At 70.2% G+C, this 21,364-nt stretch carries 20 protein-coding genes; 4 read left to right on the top strand and 16 right to left on the bottom strand.

Annotated elements, in window-relative coordinates:
- Positions 1 to 82 precede the first annotated feature (82 nt).
- The 3 genes from P3T34_RS00260 to P3T34_RS00250 all read right to left on the bottom strand — a co-directional run bounded on the left by P3T34_RS00260 (position 83) and on the right by P3T34_RS00250 (position 2,423).
- Positions 83 to 1,846, bottom strand: coding sequence for a CHAP domain-containing protein (locus P3T34_RS00260; RefSeq protein ID WP_280663878.1), 1,764 nt, complete (start codon positions 1,844 to 1,846; stop codon positions 83 to 85).
- Between the two features lie 94 nt (positions 1,847 to 1,940).
- Positions 1,941 to 2,252, bottom strand: coding sequence for a hypothetical protein (locus P3T34_RS00255; protein ID WP_280663877.1), 312 nt, complete (start codon positions 2,250 to 2,252; stop codon positions 1,941 to 1,943).
- Positions 2,253 to 2,255: 3 nt separating this feature from the next.
- Positions 2,256 to 2,423: a hypothetical protein gene (locus tag P3T34_RS00250; protein WP_280663876.1), complete on the bottom strand. Its 168-nt coding sequence runs from the start codon at positions 2,421 to 2,423 to the stop codon at positions 2,256 to 2,258.
- Between the two features lie 276 nt (positions 2,424 to 2,699).
- Here P3T34_RS00250 and P3T34_RS00245 point away from each other — a divergent pair, with 276 nt between their 5' ends.
- Positions 2,700 to 3,680: a LuxR C-terminal-related transcriptional regulator gene (locus P3T34_RS00245; protein ID WP_280663875.1), complete on the top strand. Its 981-nt coding sequence runs from the start codon at positions 2,700 to 2,702 to the stop codon at positions 3,678 to 3,680.
- A 288-nt stretch (positions 3,681 to 3,968) separates the two neighbouring features.
- On the opposite strand, the gene P3T34_RS00240 is transcribed toward P3T34_RS00245, so the two are convergent.
- From P3T34_RS00240 to P3T34_RS00225, 4 genes are all read right to left on the bottom strand, one after another.
- A complete protein-coding gene (locus tag P3T34_RS00240) occupies positions 3,969 to 4,511 on the bottom strand; it encodes a helix-turn-helix transcriptional regulator (RefSeq protein WP_280663874.1) in 543 nt (180 codons plus the stop codon).
- Positions 4,512 to 4,605: 94 nt separating this feature from the next.
- Positions 4,606 to 7,005, bottom strand: coding sequence for a helix-turn-helix domain-containing protein (locus P3T34_RS00235; RefSeq protein ID WP_280663873.1), 2,400 nt, complete (start codon positions 7,003 to 7,005; stop codon positions 4,606 to 4,608).
- Positions 7,006 to 8,132: 1,127 nt separating this feature from the next.
- On the bottom strand, positions 8,133 to 8,570 hold the full coding sequence (locus P3T34_RS00230; protein ID WP_280663872.1) for a helix-turn-helix domain-containing protein: 438 nt from the start codon (positions 8,568 to 8,570) through the stop codon (positions 8,133 to 8,135).
- A complete protein-coding gene (locus tag P3T34_RS00225) occupies positions 8,567 to 9,097 on the bottom strand; it encodes a MarR family transcriptional regulator (protein ID WP_280663871.1) in 531 nt (176 codons plus the stop codon). Before P3T34_RS00225 ends, P3T34_RS00230 begins: the two co-directional genes overlap by 4 nt.
- Positions 9,098 to 9,932: 835 nt before the next feature.
- Between P3T34_RS00225 and P3T34_RS00220 the strand changes: the two genes are divergently transcribed.
- Positions 9,933 to 11,027 carry a hypothetical protein gene (locus tag P3T34_RS00220; protein ID WP_280663870.1) on the top strand — a complete coding sequence of 365 codons (1,095 nt, stop codon included), beginning with the start codon at positions 9,933 to 9,935 and terminating at the stop codon, positions 11,025 to 11,027.
- A gap of 182 nt (positions 11,028 to 11,209) precedes the next feature.
- Here the strand turns inward: P3T34_RS00220 and P3T34_RS00215 are convergent, their stop codons facing one another.
- The 4 genes from P3T34_RS00215 to P3T34_RS00200 all read right to left on the bottom strand — a co-directional run bounded on the left by P3T34_RS00215 (position 11,210) and on the right by P3T34_RS00200 (position 15,548).
- Positions 11,210 to 11,770: a hypothetical protein gene (locus P3T34_RS00215; protein ID WP_280663869.1), complete on the bottom strand. Its 561-nt coding sequence runs from the start codon at positions 11,768 to 11,770 to the stop codon at positions 11,210 to 11,212.
- 567 nt (positions 11,771 to 12,337) lie between these two features.
- Positions 12,338 to 14,485: a M48 family metalloprotease gene (locus tag P3T34_RS00210; RefSeq protein WP_280663868.1), complete on the bottom strand. Its 2,148-nt coding sequence runs from the start codon at positions 14,483 to 14,485 to the stop codon at positions 12,338 to 12,340.
- Positions 14,482 to 15,330 (bottom strand): sigma-70 family RNA polymerase sigma factor, encoded by an 849-nt coding sequence (locus P3T34_RS00205; protein WP_280663867.1) that lies wholly within the window; start codon positions 15,328 to 15,330, stop codon positions 14,482 to 14,484. Before P3T34_RS00205 ends, P3T34_RS00210 begins: the two co-directional genes overlap by 4 nt.
- Complete coding sequence (locus P3T34_RS00200) at positions 15,327 to 15,548, bottom strand: hypothetical protein (RefSeq protein WP_280663866.1); 222 nt, start codon at positions 15,546 to 15,548, stop codon at positions 15,327 to 15,329. The genes P3T34_RS00205 and P3T34_RS00200 overlap by 4 nt, the downstream gene beginning before the upstream one ends.
- A gap of 500 nt (positions 15,549 to 16,048) precedes the next feature.
- Here P3T34_RS00200 and P3T34_RS00195 point away from each other — a divergent pair, with 500 nt between their 5' ends.
- Both P3T34_RS00195 and P3T34_RS00190 read left to right on the top strand, forming a co-directional pair.
- Positions 16,049 to 16,441, top strand: a complete 393-nt coding sequence (locus P3T34_RS00195) for a hypothetical protein (protein WP_280663865.1) — start codon at positions 16,049 to 16,051, stop codon at positions 16,439 to 16,441.
- Complete coding sequence (locus tag P3T34_RS00190) at positions 16,405 to 16,683, top strand: hypothetical protein (protein WP_280663864.1); 279 nt, start codon at positions 16,405 to 16,407, stop codon at positions 16,681 to 16,683. Before P3T34_RS00195 ends, P3T34_RS00190 begins: the two co-directional genes overlap by 37 nt.
- Positions 16,684 to 16,696: 13 nt before the next feature.
- On the opposite strand, the gene P3T34_RS00185 is transcribed toward P3T34_RS00190, so the two are convergent.
- The 5 genes from P3T34_RS00185 to istA all read right to left on the bottom strand — a co-directional run bounded on the left by P3T34_RS00185 (position 16,697) and on the right by istA (position 21,111).
- The gene (locus P3T34_RS00185; protein ID WP_280663863.1) at positions 16,697 to 16,867 is read right to left on the bottom strand and encodes a hypothetical protein; all 171 of its coding nucleotides are present in this window, start codon (positions 16,865 to 16,867) and stop codon (positions 16,697 to 16,699) included.
- Between the two features lie 545 nt (positions 16,868 to 17,412).
- Positions 17,413 to 17,931: an ion channel gene (locus tag P3T34_RS00180; protein WP_280663862.1), complete on the bottom strand. Its 519-nt coding sequence runs from the start codon at positions 17,929 to 17,931 to the stop codon at positions 17,413 to 17,415.
- A 56-nt stretch (positions 17,932 to 17,987) separates the two neighbouring features.
- Positions 17,988 to 18,569, bottom strand: a complete 582-nt coding sequence (locus P3T34_RS00175) for a hypothetical protein (RefSeq protein ID WP_280663861.1) — start codon at positions 18,567 to 18,569, stop codon at positions 17,988 to 17,990.
- Between the two features lie 50 nt (positions 18,570 to 18,619).
- Positions 18,620 to 19,465: an IS21-like element helper ATPase IstB gene (istB, locus tag P3T34_RS00170; RefSeq protein WP_348534602.1), complete on the bottom strand. Its 846-nt coding sequence runs from the start codon at positions 19,463 to 19,465 to the stop codon at positions 18,620 to 18,622.
- Positions 19,462 to 21,111 carry an IS21 family transposase gene (gene istA / locus P3T34_RS00165; RefSeq protein WP_280663887.1) on the bottom strand — a complete coding sequence of 550 codons (1,650 nt, stop codon included), beginning with the start codon at positions 21,109 to 21,111 and terminating at the stop codon, positions 19,462 to 19,464. The genes istB and istA overlap by 4 nt, the downstream gene beginning before the upstream one ends.
- Between the last annotated feature and the right edge of the window lie 253 nt (positions 21,112 to 21,364).

The following is a 21,364-nucleotide window of genomic DNA, read 5'->3' as shown; positions in this document are numbered from 1 at the left end:
CGGCCTCGGCCCGCAGGATCATGATCAGGTCAAGTCGGGCCCGCGGCGCCAAGGGACCCAGTGCCTTGGCCCTGCCCCTTGCTCAGATGCCCACTCGGGCGCCCCAGGTGTTGTTGCCGAACAGCGTCTGGTAGAGCTCGGATCCGTTGACCATCGACACGACCTGGTCGTTTCCGCCCGGGCTGGGGGCCGCGGTGATGCTGACGATCGCCATCTGGTTACCGGGGATGCCAACGGTCGCGCCGAAGCTGCCGCCTCCGAAGTAGGTCTGGTAGGTCTCGTTACCGCCGGCCACCGAGAACAGCTGGATGTTGCCGCCCGGGCCCACTGCGGCAGCGATGCCGGTCGCGTTCACGGCCGCTCCGGCGATGCCGGGGGCCGCGCCCCAGGTGTTGTTTCCGAAGAGGGTCTGGTAGGTCTCGCCACCGTTGACGACCGAGAAGAGCTGGGCGTTGCCGGTGGTCGACTCCGTGGCCGCGGCGATGGCGGTGGCGCCGGTCGGTGCTCCGGGGATGCCGACGACGGCGCCCCAGCTGCTGCCGCCGAAGTAGGTCTGGTAGGTCTCGTTGCCGCCGGCCACCGAGAACAGCTGCGAGTTGCTCGCGCCCAGGGTGGCGGCAATCGCTGTCACGTTCGTCGGCGAGTTGGGGACCGGGACGACGCCGCCGAAGCTGTTGGCGGTGAACCAGGTCTGGTACACCTCGGCGCCGTTCACCACGGAGACGATCTGCAGGTTGCCGGTCGACTGCTCCTTGACCACGGCGATGGCGGTGGCATTGGCAGGCGCGTTGGGAATGCCGACCTCCGGTCCCCAGGTGTTGTTGTTGAACCAGGTCCGGTACTGCTCGACACCGTTGACGATCGAGAAGACCTGGATGTTTCCAGTCGGATCCGGTGCGGCCGCGACGGTGCCGGCCGCGACGTTGACGCTGACGGGGGCGGCCGGGTAGGTGTGGTTCTGTCCGTCGATCTCGTTGGCGCTCACCGAGACGGTGTAGCTGCCGGCAGCCAGCCCGGCGGTGTTCCACGTCTGGGCGTAGTTGGTCGCGCCACCGCCGCCGGGGATGGTGAGGCTGTAGCCGTTGGGGCCGCTGATGTTGTAGTTGAGCCAGTTGATGACTTCCTGGGAGCTCGCCATCGCCGTGAGGTTGACGTTGCCGGAGACCGTCTGCCCCGGTGCGATGCCGTTGAGCGTGACGCTGAAGCCGGCCGGGATGGCGGGCGGGGTGACGGGTGAGACGTACTCCTTGATGAGCCAGCCCTCGGCACTGGAGCCAGTCGCGGAGGCGGGGTAGGTGGTCGTCTGGACCTGGCCGTTGGCGGAGATGTCGGCCGCGGCGGACGAGGAGGTGCCCGGCGGGACGTAGTAGTCGTTGCCGGAGGTGATGGTGACCTGCGAGCCGCCGGGCAGCCCGGTCACCAGCCCGACATGCTGGATCGTGCCGCTACTGTCCTTGAATACCACCGCATCGCCCAGATGGGGCGTCGAGCTGATGGTGTGCTCGTTGCTGCCGTAGGTGTCGAAGCTCGCGGCATAGCCGTTGAGGTTGCTGATCCCGGTCGTGACCCCTGCCTGTGCCCATGCCCAGGCGGCGAAGTCGGCACACCAGTTCTCCTGCTTGCCACCCGAACCGTTGCAGCTGTAGTTGCCGCTATTGCCGGGATTGACGTAGCCCTTGCCGCCGAGCGCGCACGGACCGCTGCCGGTCTGGCCGTTGGCGATGGAGGCGATGCTGCCGGCGGTGTTGGCCGCGGCGGGACCAGCGGTGATGAGGGCGGTCAGCGGCAAGGTGAGAGCCGACGCGGTGAGGGTGGCGAGGATGCGGCGAGCGCGCGCGGAAGGCATGGGTGTACCCCGTTCGTGGTGAGCAGAGGAATGGTGGTGCCCGATCCGCGAGTCGGCCGGGCCGGTGGGTCGGGACTGTCGTGATGAGGGTGTTTCAGCTGTCCAGTGCGGCCATGGGAAGCACCCTGGGGCTCAGGGCGTTCCAGCCGGACAGGGCGGGGCTTCGGGTGGCCCGGGTGCACAGGCCCTCGGCGGCTCGGATGGCGTCGGAGGCGGTCTCGGCCCGCAGGAGCACTACCAGCTCAAGCTCGCCGGCGGTTGCGTGAGCCTGGACGCGGACGTGGTCGAGTCCGTCGGCCGTGGTTGCGTGGGCCCAGACCAGGTCGACCACGGTGGCGGGGTGCGGGTTCCGGTCGCGGGCCGGTGGTCCGGTCAGGTGAGTGGCCACCACGTAGCGCGCGTTCAACGCCTAGCTCCAGCAGCCGCCGCAGACCAGGCCGGGGGCCTCGTCCGCAGCGGTGGCCACGGTGGTCACCGGCGCGGCGGGCGCGGTCGCAGCGTCGGCGGGTGCGGCGGAGAGCCCGATGCCGAACAGGGCGATCAGACCGAACAGGACGAATCGCAGCGTTCCGGGCATGGCGGGACCTCCGTTTGGGTGTCTGTGGGGTGTCGGCACGCGGGTCGCTCTGGTGCCGGGTCCGTCGGGCTGTCGGCGCCCTCCGGTGGACAGAAGTCTTCCGCGCAGCTCGGGCCGGCGGAAGCGGCTGCCGCTGGCCCGAACGTTCCATGGCACGATCGGGCCAGACCCGTCGCATCCGGGTGCGGGACCTTGCTCCGGTCGCACTGGTCATGTCACGCTCGGACGGCACACGGGCATCACAACGGCATCACACGGGGGACGGGGGCTGGAGCGGTGCTGCGCGCTCTGGGACTGGATGCGGTCAGCGAGCAGGTGTACCAAGAACTGCTGGCTGAACCGACGTTGGACGCAACGCTGCTGGCCGAGCGCCTCGGTCTGAGCCAGGACCAGGTCGGTGCGAGTCTGGATACGCTGGCCGACCTCGCGCTGCTGCGGATGTCGCGCGAGGCGCCGCAGCAGCGGCGCCCGGTCAGCCCGGAGCGCGCCCGCGCGCTGCTGCTGCGCCACGAGGAGGAGGAACTCCGAGCCCGCCACACCGCCCTGGAGGCCAACCGCACCGCGGTTGCCACCGCGGCCGAGCGGGCGACCCGCGAGCGGCAGCGGATCCCTAGCGGCACCGAGCAGCTCGACGGCCTGGACGAGATCCAGTCCCGCCTGGAGTCCCTGCTCCAGAGCGCCACCACCGAGATCTGCTCGATCGTCCCCACCCTGATGCCCCCCGAAGCCCTGGAGGCCGCGCGCCCACTGGACGAGGACCTGCTCGGGCGCGGCGTCACCCAGCGGACGCTCTGTCACGAGGGCGTGCGCACCAACCCCCGTGCCCTCGCTTACGGGCGCTCGATGGCCGCCGTCGGCGCGCAGCTGCGCACCGCGCCGGCGCTGCCGCACCGCCTGCTGATGGTCGACCGGGCCATCGCCCTCGTCCCGCTCGACCCCGCCTCGACGGCCCCCAGCGCCGTGCTGGTCACCTCCCCCGGGATCGTGGCCGCGCTGGCCGAGTTGTTCGACCGGATCTGGGCGGACGCCGCCCCGCTGGACCAGACCCCAGCCCCCGACTGTGCCACCGGCATCACCGCAGCCGAACGAGAACTCCTGAGGATCCTCTCCACCGGCCTGACCGACGAAGTCGCTGCCAAGCGCCTGGGTGTCTCCGTACGCACCGTGAAGCGCCGGATGGAGGAGCTGATGCGCCGCCTGGAAGCAGGCTCCCGCTTCGAAGCCGGCTTCAAAGCCTGCCAACACGGCTGGCTCTGAACCGCCCCTGCCCGCCGCAGCACCGAGCGCCCGGCCCTGACACCTCTCCGATCATCCGGCTCTTTATGCTCTCCGAAGTGCTGGTGCCATAAGCCGACGGAGTCGGGCAGAACAGAGGAAGACACGAGCACCCCCGCTATCGCGAGCTGAAGGCACTACTCGACGCCCAGGCCGACCAACTCGCCGCCGCCATCGACACCGAACGCTCAGCCCGCCAAGTGTCCTGCTCACTCGCCCACTGAAGCGCTCAGTCACAGGTTTCGGCGGCATGAGGGCGTCGGGTGGGGGTCAAAGCTCGATGTCGAGCCATCCGATGTCGTTGAGTTCGGTGGTGAGGCCGGCGGCGCGGCGGCCGTTGTCCTTGAAGTAGTGCTCCTGAAGGGCCTGGGCGAGCAGCGCTTCCTGCTGGGCTTGGCTGGCGCCGGCGTCGCGGGCGGCGTAGAGGCGGCGGGCCACCTCGCCGGGCATCTTCTGGGTGATCAGGCGCTCGCGTGGGTCGTCGGTGGAGCCGGCCGCGGAGCTGAAGCCGAACTTGGCCTGCAGGTGGAGCAGGAAGCCGTACTGCTCGGCGGCCTTGCGGGTGCGGGCCTTCACCCGGGGCTGCCACTTCGAGCGGACCTGCTTCTCGATCGTCTTCGCGGCGGCGGGCCTCGGGGTGCCCTGGCCTTTGAGCCAGCGCTGCACGGTGCGCTGGGAGACGCCGAGCTCCTGGGCGAGCTGCTTGGTGGAGCCCTTGGCTCCCTTGAGCAGGAAGCGCATCCGGGCGGTGGTGGACTGCGGGATGGGGCGGGTGCGCTCGGCGCGCTCCAGTCCCTCGTCGATCTCCCCCACGGGGTGTCTCCTTTCCTGCGGCCTCACGGGCCGCCGGTGGTGGTGGTCTGGGTGGTGGGCGGTCGCCGGGCAGGGCTGGCGACCGCGGGGGCGGTTACTCGTCGTCGGAGACGACGCCGCCGGTCTTGATGTGCCGGGCCGGGTTCGCCCCGTCGGCCAGCATCTCCACGATCTCCGCCATCGGCCGGCTCCCCTCGAACTTCACGTGCCCCGGCGAGACACCCAGGCGCAGCGAGGTGGTCAGGGTGGCGTCCGGGCGGGTCAGGATGTCCAGGGCGCCGGGCCCGGGGGCGGCGAAGACCGCGCAGTCGGACAGGACGGCGAAGGCGGCGAGGCCGGTGTCGGCTTGCATGCGGAGCAGCTTGCGGTGGAGGTTGACGGTGGCGGTGTCGATGACCAGGGCGCGCATCAGCGGATCCCAGGTCGCCCGCTCCAGGGCCGCCCAGCGCTGGCCGGGCTTCCAGCCCTGGCGCGGCTTCTCCCTCAGCTTGCCGATCGTGCCCTTGGCGGTCTGCTTGATCGCGGTCAGCACCGCGAGCTCGGCCGGGTCGCCCTGCTTGATGGCGGCCATGGCGTCCAGGAACGCCAGCGGGTCGGTGTCGGCGAGGGTGAGCGGCACGCCCAGGGCGGCCATGGTGTCGACGTACGCCTGGCGCAGCCTCTTGTGCCACGGGTCCAGGTACGGGCCGGACTCGTGGCGCAGCCAGCTTTCCAGGGGCTGCGCCTGGGCGCCGAGTTCGAGGGCGTAGGCGACCTTCGCGGTGGAGTACCAGGCCGGTCCGGTCGGGCGGGTGCCGTCGGCGGTGAACGGGTTCGGCAGGTGGGGGTCCAGCTCGAGGTGGGAGAGGTCGACGAGCCAGGAGCCGGGGAGCTTCTTGTCGAAGGCGGGCTGCAGTTCGTGGACCGGCTCCGACAGTGGCAGCGTCAGGCGGCCGGCAGCGGCGAGGAAGGCCATGTTGACGTCGAGTCCGACCGCGAACGGCGCCACCAGTTCGGTGTCGGTGAGCGGGCGGTGCCAGTCCCACGCCTCGGTGACCAGTACGTCGCCCGGCGCGCGGTGCTCGGCGAGCGGGTGCATGTCCGGGACCTCCGGGATCGCCGGGTCGAAGGCGTCCTTGGGCCGGGAGCCCTCCACCGGCCCGGACGTCCAGCCGGCCTCGGTGCGCACCGCCATGGTCGGCGGGCGCAGCGCGGTGACCAGTTCGAGGCCGGAGACGGCGGTGGTGCCGCGCGGGGTGATGACCCGCGTCGCGTAGGTGCCCAGCAGGCGGGCCAGGTCCGGGGCGGCCAGGCCGTCCGGGACGGCCCAGCCGCCGGAGGCCAGCGCGCCCCAGCCGGGCACGCAGAGCTGGACGCACACGCGCTTGCCGTCCTCGGGCGTGCGGTAGATCCGCGCCCACGGCCCGAGGCCGCGCCGGGTGAGCAGCCAGCCGGCCTTGCCGAGGGCCTTCACCGCCTTGTGGGTCTCGGGCAGGCGACCCAGACGCGGCACGAAGTCGCGCTTCTCATCCTTGCCGACCGGCGGCAGGCCCAGCTCGGCCAGCGCCGCGTCGGTGAGCGCCACCAGGGCGTCGCCGTCCTTGCCGTGCCGGTGCAGCCGCGGCGCACCGAGCCCCACCTCCAGCGCCCACTCCACGACATCGGCGAGCGTGCGCCCGGTCGGCGCGGTCGGCGCCTGGTTGCCGTCGGCGAGGTAGGCGACCAGGCGCCGGCCATCCGCAGCGACGTCGAGGACCGCGAGCGGACCGGAGGGGTAGCGGGCGGCGGCCGCCAGCTCCCAGTCCGCCGCCCCGGTCGGCGCGGCGGCCGGCTTCTTCGCCGGGGCCTTGCGCGCCCGCGAGGACGCGGCCGGACGCGACGACGACGCCCGGCGCGGTGCGGTCACCGGCCCGGCGGTCGGCGCGGCCCGGCGGGGCGCAGCGGCCGGAGCCGCCGGGGCGGCGGGAGCCGGCTGCACCGGCTGTTGGATGGCTGGGACAGCGGCCGCGGCATCCACAGTGGCAGGTGACGCGACGGCAGCAGCGGGGCGGCAGAAGCCGCCCAGGTGCATCGGATGGTTCTGTGCCCGGTAGACCGACGGGTTGCCGCACTGCACGCACGGCAGCGGCGGGCCCATCACCAGCGAGCCGTCCGGGTTCTGGTCCAGCATCACCATCTGCACCACCGGTGCCGGCTGCTCGGGCACCGGAACGGCGGCGAACGCCTCCGGCACGACCGGGGCCGGCGCCGGGGCGGGGACCGGCTGGAGCGCGGGGAACCGCTCGGCCAGACCGCGCAGCAGCCGGGCGTAGTCGCCGCGCTGCGGCGGCCGCGGCTCGCTGCGCCCAGTCTCCCAGGTCCAGATCGTCTCCTCCCGCACCCCGACCCGCTCAGCCATCCGGGCCCGGGTCACCTTCGCCGCCTGACGCAGCCGCTTGCGCTCCGCCGGCGGCGGCAGCTCCTCCTCGTCGATCTCCGCGAGCAGCGCGTCGATCGGGTCCATCCCCTCGGTCATCTCGTACCTCCTGCCTCCATCATAGTGCACTTTCTAAGGTTAGATCTAATGTTTCACTAACCCTTGCGAGTGGTTCTGAAGACGTTGAATCGACGGGGGGTCTCCCCACCAGGCGGACACCATTAAGCGAAGTAGTTCGAGAAGTCGCGGCGAGCCCTCCCGGACGCCCGAAGGGCTTCTACAGGTGGCTTCGCGCGCGACGCGCGAGCCCGGCCGGCCTTCGCCAGAGCCCGGCAACCAGGGGCCCTGCGGACCACTCGAATCACCCCGCCGAACGGAGGGGGTGGCGTCACCGGTGACGCCCAATATCTAAAACCCTGTCCAGAACCAGGCCGCTGCGCTCCTCCCGGCCGGCCGTAGGCCCCTGACGGGTGGCCTACGCGCGCGAGGCTGGCGGCCATCCACTGGTGTGGTCGTAGGCGGTGTCAGAGCGCAGGTCCGCCTTCGAGGGCGGTGCTGGCGAAGCGGCCGTACCAACCGTCGAAGAGCAGGCGGCCCTGACGGCGTCATCGCCTGTGGTGATGATCGGTGCGCCAGCGAGGCGGTCGGACGCGGCTTTGAGCAGGTCGCGGTGGTGGTCGGTGGACCCGACGCCGGAGAGGGCGCGAATGGGGATCATGCACTCCGCCGCCGCCAGTCGCTGGTAGACGCAGTGGCTGTCGCTCTCCGCACTGATGATCCCGGCGCCGCGCCCGAAGATCAGCGCGGCACGGGCAGCGATGGTGTGCGTGAAGAACGACTTTGAAGGGCTGGGGCTTGCACTGCGGCAGTGCGGTGCCGGTCACATTCGAGGCGTCGTCCATGGCGCTGGTCACGGTCGGCTTCTCTCGGAGGGGAGGGCGGTTCGGCAGGCCGGGTTCGGCGGCCGACCGACGGGAACCGCTAGATCGTCTTCTGCGGGGCGATCATGACCTAGCCCGACTACGCGGGGACGCGAGCGGGGCCACAGGCGCCCTGAGGGGCGCTCAGGGTGCTTCTCGGATGATCTACAGACCGAGGTCGGATGCCAGGCCGGCGATGGGCCCACGGGGATCCGCACGTCGGTGGTGCCGGGCAGATCCCTGGCCGTCGGGGGCTCAGCACCCACGCGCTGGCCGCCGACCTCCGGACGGTCCACCTGAGCCCCCCTACTCCTGATCGGGGACGGCCTGGATCGTGCGCCGGCGGCGGGCGTCGACGTTGCCGACCTTCCGGGGTGCCTCAGCGCGAGCGTCCGGGGTGATCTCGGGTGCCTCCAGCGCCTCTGCGACAAGACGACGGATCTCGGGGTTGGAGGCGAAGAAGTAGCGGGGGTTGACCCGGTAGCGGGTCGGGTCGGGGTTCTCCACCAGGTGGAGGGCCTCCAGGCGGGCCAGGGCGTCGTAGACGGTCGATGTGGACATGCCGCAGTCGTGCGCGATCTCCTCCACATCGGCGGCGATCAGATCGAACACCGCGCCCTGAATGGTCAACCACTCCAGGACGCTGCGCTGGGCCGCGGACAGGTTCAGGGTGTAGACCGGCGGCATACCGAGGGTCTCCGGGTCGAATGGCCCGTGGCCGTATCCGTGGGTGGCGGCGCTCATCGGCTCGTCCCTCCGGTCATGGTGCTGCTGGCGACGCGGCGCGGGCCGAGCGTCTTGGCCGCAGACTTCTCTGCGGCCTTCTTTGCCGCATCGACGGCCTTCTTGTCCGGTGTGATGGCCGGTGGGTCCAGTCTGCGACACGCCTGGACCTGGGCCTCGCCGCTGCCCTCCCAGAACCGGCGCGGGTTCAGCTGGTAGGTGGAGCTGCGAGGCGAGGTCTTCAGCAGGATGTTGAGCTTCACCAGGCGGGCCAGCGCCGTCTTCGCGGTCGTCTCGGTAACGTGGATGGCTGCGGCGGCGGCAGCCGCAGTCGCCTTGACGGCGCCCCCCGCCCCGCCGTTGGAGCGCACCCAGTCGATGGTCGCCCACTCCGCCCCGGACAGCGCCAGCGAGTACAGCGGGGCATCGTCGGTGTAGGCGTTGAGGGTGTAGGAGCCGTCCATGGAGTGCGGCGTCCTGACCTTGGGCGCAGGTAGTACCGCCCCCGTGTCCAGGTTCACCAGGGCGATGTTGCCCCTGCGAGCCATCCCTGCTCCTCACCGTGCTGGTCGCTGTCCGACAACCGGTTCAACGACCGGTCCGCCGTCGGGTCCCTAGCGGCGGCTTTTTCAGACGCTAGCTCCGAAAAACCCGACCTTAGGGGCATGAACGTACAGCATGACCGCCGAAAAACTCAGGTGATTGGCACCATGTCGAGGACCAGCCGTCTCGCTGGTCCCTGCCGTAACGTCTGGTTTTCTGGCCCTAGCGTCTGGTTTTCCAGCCGTTAGCGAGAGCATCACCGCAGGTCAGGGCATATGTCCCTTTCTTTAGTAAAGGCGCGCGTTCGCGACAGGGATCCGACAGCGGGTGTCACGCGAGCCAGGGACTCGGCGCAACTGACCGCTGACCTCAACCAGCTTCACGGCCAGCCACCCACTACTTGCGAGAGCACTCAATGCCTGCCAGCGGACATCAGCCACCGCGCAGCAGCCATCCTTGAGCGGCAGGTGAACCCGCTGCAGGACCCCCATCATTCAGGTGGCGACCCCAGGACCATGTAGCGGGGATCTTTGACACCAAGTCAGGTCTACCGTTATCACCTTCACCGTCGCTCCGGAGTCACCGAGCTGGGTACGGTCCGCAGTTCGGCCGCGCCAGCACCGTCGGAGGGGCCGCCCCAGGACCCCCTGCCCCTACGGCGAGATCGACGGCGCCGCGTGCCATGGACTGAGGGCACTGTCGAACAATGTGACGATCCGATTCCGGACAGTGACGATCCGAATCGAGTCACCTGCTGCCGACTACCCACCAGGCGATCAGCCCGGCCCCCACGCTTGACCCCGCACGGTCAGCGCCGTGCCCACACCAAGGGGGAGGCAGATGATGGGCACCACCCGGCAGGTCGAGCTGCTGCGCACCGAAGTCGGGCAGATCCTGCAGAAGGGACTCCAGGAGCTGCGCGCCGACAACGCGGCTCTGCGCGGCGACAACGCCGCCTTGCGCAGCGAACTCGCGGCCGCCGTCGCCGAAGGCCTGCGGGAGAACCGTGAGGAGCTTCGTCGCACCCTGGGCCGGGAGCAGAAGGAACTGATCGAGGCCCGCAAAGAGATCCGGGACCTACGCCGTCAGCTTGACGAGGCCCGCGCCGGCCGCACCGACCCGTCGGTCGAGGCTGCCTTCGACGGGGACCCGGATCGGGATCCGCTGTCTGCCGACCGCGAAAGCAGCACGGCCTGGGAGCCCGCCACCGGGGCAGCCCCCGACCCGTTGCCGCAGGACGACAACGACCCGATCAGCCCGGAGTCGGCCGCGCCCACCACCGACGTTCGGGACATCGCCCTGGCCAGCCAGACGGCGTCCACTGACCGCACCGCCCAGCCAGCCACACTCGTGAAGGAGACCACTGTGCCCGAGCCGACCAAAGAGCCGACCGACACCGCCGCGGAGGCCGACATGGTCGCCGAACTCGCCGGAGCCGTGAGCGACCTGCTGCCCACCGCCGAGGCCTCCCACATCCAGCTGGCCCCTGCCGAAACGCCTACGCCGGACACCGTGACCGGCAAGGCCCGGCTGGAAGCCGACCTCTTCCGCACCCTGGCAAACGCGGCGTGCGTCAGCGCCGCCGAACTGGTCTGCCACCCTGCCGCCTGGCAGTTCATCGGCTCCCGCACCGCGGCCGCCAGCCCGCACTTCCAGTTCCCTGCCGCCGTCGCCCAGGACAAGACCGACATGGTCACGGTCCTGCTGCCCGGCCCCAGCCTCATGGCCGTCATCAAGGCCCTCTACAGCGCCTACTGGGCCGCCGGCAGCGACCTGACCCACATCGAGGACCGCGCCCTGGCCCTGGCCTACTACACCGCCATCGCCCACGAGGTCCGCAGGACCCAGCCGGTCATCGCCACCACCGAAACCACGGACGCCGCCCGGCCACGCACCCGCATCATCATCGACCAGCGCCCCCACCTCAGCGCCTGAGCCGCAGCCAACGGACACGCCGCCCCCAGGCCCAGTTGCTCGACCGACAGCGGCGGGGGTGGCCTCACCCTGGCTCTGGAGCCAGGTCGCTGCGCTTCTCCTGGACGGCCGTAAGCCCCTGACGGGTGGCCTACGCGCGCGAGGCCGGCGCCGAGCGGCTGCGCCTTCTGACCGGGACGAATTCATTGCTGTCCAGCTTCGGTCGCCGCGGCCGCCTCCAGCTGCTCCAGGTAGTACAGCGCCGAGGTCAGCTGGTCCCGGGTGAACGGCAGGGTGCGGCTGTGGGGGTCCTTGACCCGAGGCGCGAGTAGGCTGGCGGCGGCTTCCGCAGCATCCCGCGCAGCCCAGATTCTGCCGTCCACGCACTCGTCCGGGTCGAGCTGGAACGGCACCAGGTCCTGATGGGCGGCGAGGTTGTCGTTGTCGGCGCCGGTGAGTCCGATCAACCGGTCAGCTGCGAAGCGGATCTCGTAGTAGGCGCGGCGCACCTGGTCCTCGCCGAGGTCGAGTTCGTTCGGGCCGGCCATGTAGGCGCCGTCCTGCTGGTCGGTCCGCTCGATCTCGGCGTCGCGGGCCTGGCCGACCGTACGCCACAGCAAGCCGAGCAGGAACGCCAGGCGCAGCTCTGGGCTCCAACGGCTCAGCTCCTTGACTCTCTCGGGCACCTCGATGCCCAGGGCGTCCAGGGCGGCCCGCACCTGGTGCTCCGTCAGCCGGGGACTTCCTTCATGCCGGTCTGTCATATTTCCATCCTCGGAGATGAATTCAGCCATGGACGAAGACCGTAGATCGTCTTCTGCTAGTCGATCATGACCCCGCCTGCCGATCGGACGCGGGCGGGGGCGAACGGCCGTCAGAACGGCGCCTGGAGGCCCTGCTGGGCATAGACGGGGGCAGATCCGCCCCGCCGCCCCCGACCCTGTGACGCGCGGCAGCCGGGCGGGGACGGCTGCGAGCCGTGTCACCCCGGCTGACCTGCGGCGCGCGATTTCGTCCCCGAGCCGAAATGACCGGCAGGCGCAGTTAGGAATCTTGGACCCCTCGGTGTTCAAGCGGTACGCGGAGACGGTGACATCGAGGCCGAACGCCGACAGCAGTACCTGGACCGGGTGCTGCACCCGGACACCCCGGCCGACTGGGACGACTGATGCAGCCCATCCGTGGGCTGACACAAGCGTGCCAGCCCACGGCACTTGGCCAGCCCCGCGCGGACGCGGACACCATCGCGTGGCCGCCCCTCATCGAAGGCACCTGACCTGCACGAGAACGCTCTATTTCCGGTCAGACCCAGGTTGTCGGCAGTCGCACCGTCAGCAGTCCGTCGCCGGGTGGGCTATGACCGGGACTGTCAGATGTTGTCCGACGTCGATGCGGGTGGTTTCGAGGAAATTGACGGCCTGGAGTTCCGTGACCGTCGTCCGGTAGCGGCAGGCGAGCAGGCTCAAGCTGTCGCCCTGTTTGACGACGATCCGGGTCGACACCGGGAAGGACGGCCAGATAAAGCGCGGGATCGCACCGTACGTCAGATACGGGTTTGTTGTCGGCAGGGTGTACGGCTTGTACGTCGGGGGCGTCCGGTCTGTACCTCCGGGATCATTGGAGTTGTACAACGAGTTCGAGCTGTTGTAGGCGGGAGTCTCGTTCGACCTGTAGACGCCGACGATCCCGATGACGCCCGTGACCACCGCGACCACCACCGTGACGGCACGGATGGTCTCCTGGCGCCGGAGCGCGGCCTCGTCGAGCAGAGGCTTGATGCTCACACCGGTTGTGGCTCCCGGGCCCTGGGCAGTGCCGGCGGCGCCCGCAGTCGCCGCGGCCTGATTGGGGGACCGCAGTAGTGCCGTTGCCGGAGTCTCGGCGGCCGGATCAAGCCCGAGCGACGCGAGGTGCAGTCGCAGCCGGGGCACCTCGGTGGCCGGGTGGTCGATTGCCGCGCTGATCAGGCCCGGTAACTCCTCGGCCGCGGAGTCGGCCGCGATCAGTCGGCTGGGCCCGTTCCACTGGGTTGCCCACCAGGCCCGCCCAGCCTCGGTCAGGTAGTGGCCGATCAAGGCGAGAACGGCGGTAGCCAGTACGGTCTCGTCGGCGGCCGCACCCGATGGCCGTGTTTCGCTGTGGTCGCTCGCCAGCAACTCGACCAGTCGGTGGCCGCAACCGGCTTCCAGGAGGTCGAGGACCGTGCACAGGGTCACGGCCTGCACGTCCGTCAGCTTGCCGGCGGCACGAACCAGGCTCTTCGCCGGGGCGGTGGCTTGCAGCCGGGCCGCTCTGCCCAGCCATTCCTGCCATCCGAGATCCGGTTCGGTCTCGGTCGGGAACATCTCCCGGCGGAGCGCGCGGGACACGCAGTCGCGCTCCTCATCGGTGAACAGCTCTATCGCGGGGGCGTTGTCCATGGTCCGGCCCGTGACACGGCGGACCGGGCGGGTGCGCAGGACGTTCAGGCGCTGTTCAAGCGTCGGGTGCGAGTCGAGCCGGGAGGTCGGCCGTGCGGGCGGGTTGCGCCGCAGTTCGGCGAGCACGTCCCGGTAGTCCGGGTCGCACAGCATCGCCTCGAAGGCGGCGAATGGTTCGTCGGGCACGAATCCGGCGCGGTGCATCGGCTCCAGGCAGCCGATAGAGAACCGGTCCCACGCTGTGGGCAGGGCGTGCGCCGACCGCAGTGCGCTGGCCGTGACCCGGCGGCCGAAGTTCTCCGCCGCGCAGGCGTCGGCGTCAAGCTCCTGGCGGCGCCGGGCCGCGTACGAGACGTTGTCGTAGAACTCCGAGTACGCGGACAGCACGCCGAAAGCCGCCAGGGCGTACAGGGACTGGATCCGGAACAGGCGTCTGATGCTCCGCCTCTGGCTGCCCGATTCGCGGACGGCGCTGAGCCCCAGGCAGGCGTTGTGCAGCGCGACGGAACCGAGGTAGACCCGGGCGCCTAGGCGGGTGTGCCCCCGTGCATAGTGGCCCATCTCGTGTGCGAGCACCGCCCGCAGTTCGTCCACGGACACGCCGAGCAGCAGCGGCAGCCCGAGGTTCAGTCGGCGCTCCCCGGTGGCGAAGCCGAACAGCCTGGTCTCCTCGGACACTGAGGCGCTTGCCGTCGCGAGCAGGCGCAGGGTGGTCGGCGGGCGTGTGCCGACGGCCTCGGCGACCTCGCGCACCGCCTCCCATAGCCGGGGCGCCTGCTCGGGCGTGACCTCGACCGCGGGCCGGGAATCCGGGGCGAGCTTGAGCGTGAACACGCCGTAGTAGATCACCAGCAGGCCGGGGACGCTGCCCGCCGCCACGAACTGCGTCAATATCAGGAGGGCGAAGTTGACGCGGCTCCTGACCGCCAGGATCACCGGGACGAACAGCGCGGCGTCGAGCAGCACCACGAGCAGGATCACTACGTAGATGCCAACCAGCAGCGCGACGGCGCGCAGCGTACCGGCCCGCAGCCCGGTGGGCGTCGATTTCCGGCTCATCGGCTCTCCTTCCCGCGCGGGCCGGGCCCGGACGCGGTGGCCTGGGGGGCGGACCGGGTACGTCGAAGGCGCCGGACCCACCGTGCCCATCGGCTCTCCGGCTGTGCCGGACTGGATGCGACGGTGGCGACGGCCGCGCGGATCCGGCGCTGCGCGGCGTCCTGGTCCTCGAATTCTGCGCGCAGCCAGTCCTCTGCGGCGCGCAGGGACAGGACGATCGGGTCGTCCGGGGCGAAAGCGGGACCGGGCCGGCGCAGGGACAGGGCATCGGCAGACGGCACGGAGACCAGATCCTGGTCTGCGCGGCGCTTGGCGGGGGTCAGGCCCAGGATCTTCTCCAGCAGCCGACGGGCGGTGTGGACGTAGAAGCGGACCGTGCCGTCGGCCAGGCCGAGTTCGCGCGCGACCTGTTTCTGCGGCATGCCGTTCAAACAGTGCATGACCATCACGAACCGCATCTTCCCAGGCAGGGCGTCCAGGGCGTCGATCACCTCGTGCACGTGGTCGGTCAGGTCCGGTGCGGGCCCGGCCACTTCGAGGTCCAGCCCGGAGGGAGTCTGCCGTGACTTGTGGCTTGCGGCCTTCCACAGCCGCTGGCGCATGATCTTGTACACCCAGGCTTCCGGCGACTCGTAGCCTCCGATACGGTGCCAAACGCGGAACGCCTCGACGTAGGCCTCCTGCACGGCGTCCTCGGCGTCCTGCTGATGGCCCAGCATCCTCGCTTTGCGGAGCATGCCCGAGCAGGTCTTGGCGAAGAAGTCCTCGAATTCCGCAGCCTGACCTGCTGACCCGTCCGCAGCCGCGCTCGCAGCCGTGGCGCCGCTGTCGTCCGTGGACTTCATCGGACCGTCCCCTTGCTCAGCGCGCCCTCGGCCGGGCCGTGTGTCCGGACCGCCAGGACGCCGCCGTCGGCCCGGCGGTCGAGCACCGTCGCCCCGGGACCGGCCGCCCGCACCAGCGCCACCAGGCTCCGGTTGCGCGCGCTCTCCCGCAGCGACCAGGCCACCAAGTACAGCACCCGGACCGCGCCGGCCGTCAGGACCAGCATCCACTCACCCATTCGGGATCACACCCTTCAACGTCCGCCTGCCCGCGGTTGCGGGGCAGGTGCTCTCACTGGAGACAGGCGGCGGACCGCAGATTGTTTAGTGCTGACTGGCGGAATTTCTCAGCGGGGCCGGGAGGCGGCGGACGGAAGCCCTCCCCCCGGTGGTGTACCAGGACGGCAGGGGCCGAGATCTCGGCCCAGCACAGTGACTCAACTCAGCCTCCCCTTCGGCAAGATGGTAGCGACGGGGACCCGACGGCGGCCCCTGACCTCAAGGCCATTGACACTCCGTCACGGGACCCCACGGAAGTCCCCGACCCCTACTCGTCGAGCATGTCAGTTCAGTACCGGACCGCGTCCGGTACCCAGCTAAAGCAACGCCATTGCGCGGCCAGCGGCCCTGGCACCACAGGCCGGGGCCGTAACGGTCAGCGAGCCACCGATGTGCGCGAACCTCCGGAAGCGGCGCTCGGGGTACCGGGGGCACCAGCACGCTCGATACGGTGCCTCGCATGGTCACCGACATCGCCGGCGCAGCTGGCCCTCCCCCGCCGCGCGGCACATGGGAACACGCAATCTCCGCGGAGGAGGAGCTGACCCTGTGGCGCCTGGAGACCGTGCGCCGACAGGCGCTGTCCGCGCTGCAGGGCTGCGCGGCGACGGCCCGCTTCGGCGAGGACGAGCAGCAGCAGCTGCTCAACGCCTTCGGCACGCTGGTCTTCACCGCCGTTCAGGACGGCGCCGAGGACGTCCTGGTCGACCACATCGCCGACAGCGCCCGGCCCGGCCCCAGCACCGCCGACCGGGCGCCGGTGCTGGCCCGCGCCCACCGGGCACGGGCCCTGCGGGCCCTTCACGCCGCCAGACCGTGGTCGGCATTGCGTTCGGGCTGCGTGAGGGCCTAGACGCCGAGCAGCGGCGCGAGGTCGCCGAGCGGATGGGCGCCGACGTCGGCGCCCGGTACAGCAACGTGCTCGCCGAGACGCTCCACGCGTGGGCAGTCACCGCCGACAGCGACGCCGGCGTCGACCAGCTGGCCCGCGCGGTGGTGGCCTGCATCGTCACCAGTGCCCCCGGCCTGTCCGAGACGGACGCGCCGGCGCTGCTCGCCCAGATGCGCGCGGCCGTGCACCGGAACGGCGGATAGCGGGCGCCCGCGGTCAACGCGGGTTCTGGCGCAGCAGGATCCGCAGGACGTCGCGGGCGCCACGGCGGCGCTCGGGGGTGCGGCCGAAAGTGGCGGCCAGGGCGACGGCGGTGACGGCGACGGCGTACCAGCCGCTGAACGCGACGGCCATCGGGACGGTGTCGAGCAGAACGGCTGAGGGCATGTGATTTTGTCGGGTCATATGAGAGCCACTGCTCCGGGGTGAACGGGAGCCAGGTCTAGGCCGTTCGTGGTGGAGACGTACTCGACCATGGCGGGTGTTCTTCGGCGAGTTCGGGAGCCATTCCGACGAGATCGGGAGCCACTGATCGGGTGACCTGGTGCGCCTGAGCGGAGTGTCCGTAGGGACCGGGGCCTGAAGCGTCGGTAGCTTGTCATCGCGGGCCCGGGTCGCCTCCCTGACAAGTCGCGGCCAGGGGCTCGCCTCTGGATGTGCCGAAGGGCTGGACCCGTGAGTCCAGCCCTTCGTGCTGCTGGTGGTGTGTCGGCGTACGGCTGAAGAACCGCCTCGCCGTGATCGAACGGCACGCCGACGTCGGCCTGACCACCGGCGAGCCGAAGGCGTTTCACGGACGCGGGTCGCACTCGTCCCAGAATGCCTCCGAATAAGCAGGCCCCAGTCAGGGCCCGACAAGCACTGGTGTGGCGACCTCGACCGGTCATCGTTCGGCGGCCCGCGGAGCCGCTTGCTCGTCAGCGACTGTGCTCCTAGCGGTAGATCCCCTCGGGGGCCTGTCCTGAGGCTCCCCCCGGCTGTCGGTGGCGACTGACGGCGCCGATAATGATCTTGATCGCAAGGCCGAGGACGACGAGATCGGCGATCATCTGCCCGGTGACCACGAGCCGAGCTGCCTCGCTTTTGGCCGTGATGTCGCCGAATCCGACCGTCGAGAAGACCGTTACGGCGAAGTACAACCCGTCAGTGTGCGTCAGCGACCCGCCGAAGTCGCCGGCCGACATCGCGGCCATGACGACATATGTGCTCGCGAACAGCAGTAGGAACAACGGAACGCTGGTGGCCAGGGCTTCGACGGCCCGCAGTCCCGGGAACGGTGACCGGATGATCGAGCGGACCTGAGAGGCGACCAGTCCGATGAATGCCACCAGCCCGATGACCAGCATCGTGACGGCGGGCCATGTCGAGGAGTGGTTCAGGGGGAGCAGAAAGTACAAGGTCACCAGCGCGGTGGCGGATCCCACGATCCGCAGAGCAGCCCACACGATCATGCGGTGCGAGGGTTTGGCCTCCCGCCGGGTGTCCGGCCCGGGGCCGGCGCTGTCAGTCACTGGTCGCGGTGTGTGTTGGAGGACTTCTCACCGACAGCGGCGCGCACCCAATCGTGAGCGCTACCGGGGTCGAGGGAGGCGAGGAACTCCGTGAGCGAGCCGTCCCAGCTGTCTTTCGCACGTTCGGCCGCTGCTGCGGCGACCATCTGCCGGGTGTCTGTGTCCTCGCAGCGAACCAGCGTGATGGCGGCATGGGGGCCGGCTTCCGCGAGGATCCTGTGGGCTTGGTGCTCGGTGGATCCGACGTGTCCTTCCCGCACTTCAGCGGTGCGGGCCCCGACCCTTGCCCCTTTCAGTGTGGAGAACAGACCCATGAATCCGACCGTCCAGGAGAGGGAGATGCGGAGCAGGGCGCTCGCAAAGCCGTTGGCCGTCAGCACACGAGACTGAGTTAGCTTCAGCGAGCCGTCGGTGTTTGCGCTGACCACTGCAGCTGTCGTGCGGCCCTTGCGGGCCTTCCTGCGGAAGCCTCGCCCGAGCGACGCCAGCATGTGTTCGGCGCGGTGGCGGTTGTCGAAGCTGGCGATAACTACCGATTCCTGCCCAGATTGCGCGACCGAGGCGGTCTCTGACGTCATAGGTGCGTCCTTCGTAGCCGAGTGACTTGATGAGTACGTGGACAGGCGGGTCAGTTCGGGGAGGGGAAGAGGGATTCCTGGGTGGCCTGGTAGCGGTAGGACTCGGTGCCGGTCTGGATCAGGGTGCAGCGGAAGGTGATCCGGTCGGCGATGGCCGCGCAGAGGCGGGCGTCGCCGAAGGTCTTGTCCCATTCTGTGAAGGGTGAGTTCGTGGCGACGGCGGTGGCCTTGCGCTCCTCGCGTTCGGTGAAGATCTGGAACAGCAGCTTGGCGCCCTTGCGGTCCAGGTTGAGGTAGCCGAACTCGTCCAGGCAGAGAAGGTCGATCTTGCTGTAGCGGGCGATCACGGAGGACAGGCGGCGGTTTGCGTCGGCCTCGGCGAGCTCGTTCACCAGCGCGCTGGTGGTGGTGTAGCGCACCGACAGGCCGGTCTCGGCGATCGCGGTGCCGATGCCGATCAGCAGGTGGGACTTGCCGGTGCCGGAGTCGCCGATCAGCACCAGCGGCCGACCCTCGCGCACCCAGGTCGGGGACTTCAGATCCGCGACGACCTCCGGGGTGACGTTCGGGTTCTTCGCGAAGTCGAAGTCCTCCAGCCGCTTGGGCCGCGGGAAGCGGGCCAACCTGAGCAGTCGCTGCTGGCGGCGGAGGTCCCGGTCGGTCAGCTCGGCCTGCAGCATGTCCAGCAGGAACTGCTTGTAGGTGGCCTGCTCGCGGCGGGCGCCGGCGGCCAGGTCGATGAACCGCTCGCGGAAGGCCGGCAGGCGAAGCTCGCGGCATGCCTCGTCGATGAGCATGTCCTCCGGATCGCCCGGCAGCGACATCCTGCGGCCGGGGACCCTGCCGTCGGTGTCCTGCTCGTCGTCCTGATCGGTGACGGTGATGGTCGGGCTCATGCGCCGTGGCCTTTCTGGGTCTGGCTGTCGCGGCCGGCGACCGGGCTCAGCAGTCGGTCGTACTTGCTCATGTCGGGCATTCCCTGGCGCGGGTCGGGCGGCAGGCGGCGCGCGTGCAGGGAGATCACCCGGGCCCCACCGTCGGCAGCCGCCGGACCGTCCTGGGCCACCTCGTCCGCGTCGGCCAGCAGCTCGGCGTCGTCCGCGTCGGTGCCCTCCATCGCCTTGCGGGCCTCGATGGCGACCAGGTCGGTGGAGACCGACCCGATCCGCAGGCAGGTCTCCATCGCCGCGACCAGCGCCTCACCGGGCAGCTGGCGGTGCAGCAGCAGCACCTCGATCAGCATCCGGGTGCCCTCGCGGTCGCCGGCCTTCTTCTTCGCCGCCGCCCAGAACGCCTCGTGGACCTTGGTGAAGCCGCCCTCCGCCCGGGCCTGCGCGAGTGCCGAGGCCCCGGCGAACGCGCCCGGCTTGACCAGCAGGATCTCCAGGTAGTGGTCCAGGAAGTCGTGGTAGGTGTAACGCCTGGTCAGCCGCGGGTGGCGGGCGACGACCTTGCGCCCGTCGAACACCCACAACTCGTTCGCCCGCAGCTTGACCCGCACCTTCGCGCCGATGAACTTCGCCGGCACCGAGTAGTAGCACTGCCGCACCGTGATCCGGGAGTTGCGCGCGACCACCGGCGTCAGGTCGATCCCGCAGTCGTAGTCGTCCGCAGGCAGCGGCCGCAGCCGCTCGCGCTCGGCCTCGAAGTCGAACCCGATCGAAGTCGGCCGGCCGTGGATGTGCCGGGCGTCCTCGGCGACGTCGATCGCCGCCAGGCGCTCGTTCAGCTCCGCCAGCGACTCCACCACCGGCGGCGGGACCAGGTGCTTGCGGCGGAACCTCCCGCCCTCGTGCTCCACCCCGCCCTTCTCGTGGGCCCCGTCCTCGCCCGGCGCGCAGTAGAACGCCGAGAACTGGTACCAGGACTTGAACGACGCCCACCGCGCCGACTCCAACCTGGAGCGGCCGAACAGCACCTGCTTGACGGCCGGCTTCAAGTTGTCGTAGCGGATGTGCACTGACGGCACCCCGCCCAGCACCGTGAACGCCTCCAGGTGCCCTTCCAGGAACGCCTCCTGCGAGGCCGTCGCGTAGACCCGGTGCACCGCCTTGCCCGAGTAGGACAGCCGCAGCGTGAACAGCACGCACTTGCGCCGCTGCCCGGCCAGGTCCAGCCAGAAGTCCGCGAAGTCGACCTCCGCCTCCTCCCCCGGCCGCTTCGCCTGCGGCACCATCCCGTCCAGGTGCCGGCGCCCCTCCAGGGCCTCCGCCCGGATCTGCGGGCGCCGCTTGGAGACGTAGTCCCAGACCGTGGTGTTCCGGGCCAGCTCGAAGTCGTGCTCCGCGGCCAGGCGCTCGATGATCCGCGGGACCGTGTGCTTCTGCTTCGACGGCGCGTCCAGGTCCTCGCGCAGCATCGCGTCGATGAAGCCCTTCACCGGCTCCAGCACGCTCTTGCGCGGCGGCGGCGACTTGCGTTTCGGCGGCACCGGCGACTCCAACGCCTTCTTCACCGTGTTCCGCGACACCTTGAACCGCGCGGCGAGCTCCCGCCCCGACAGCCCCTGCTCGCGCTGAGCCCGGCGGATCCTCTCGAACAGCCACTCACGTGACCTGTGCACCAGCGGTCTCCCTGACCTGGACCGTGATCAACAGGCACAGCGTGACGGCCGAACAGCCCAAGCCCTCACGATTACTCCGAAAGCGGCATGTTCCACACCATCACACCTACTGGCTCCCGAACTCACCGAAGAACCACTGGCTCCCCAACAGACCGAATCCGTGGCTCTACTTCACCCCGGTGAAAACACTGGCCCCCTTGGCGGAAGTGGCACTCCAGCCCCCTGATCATCT

It is taken from the genome of Kitasatospora sp. MAP12-44 (assembly GCF_029892095.1).
In the GTDB taxonomy this organism is placed as follows: domain Bacteria; phylum Actinomycetota; class Actinomycetes; order Streptomycetales; family Streptomycetaceae; genus Kitasatospora.
The sequence above is the reverse complement of the archived record's forward strand: the minus strand, read 5'-3'. Positions and strand labels throughout refer to the sequence as shown.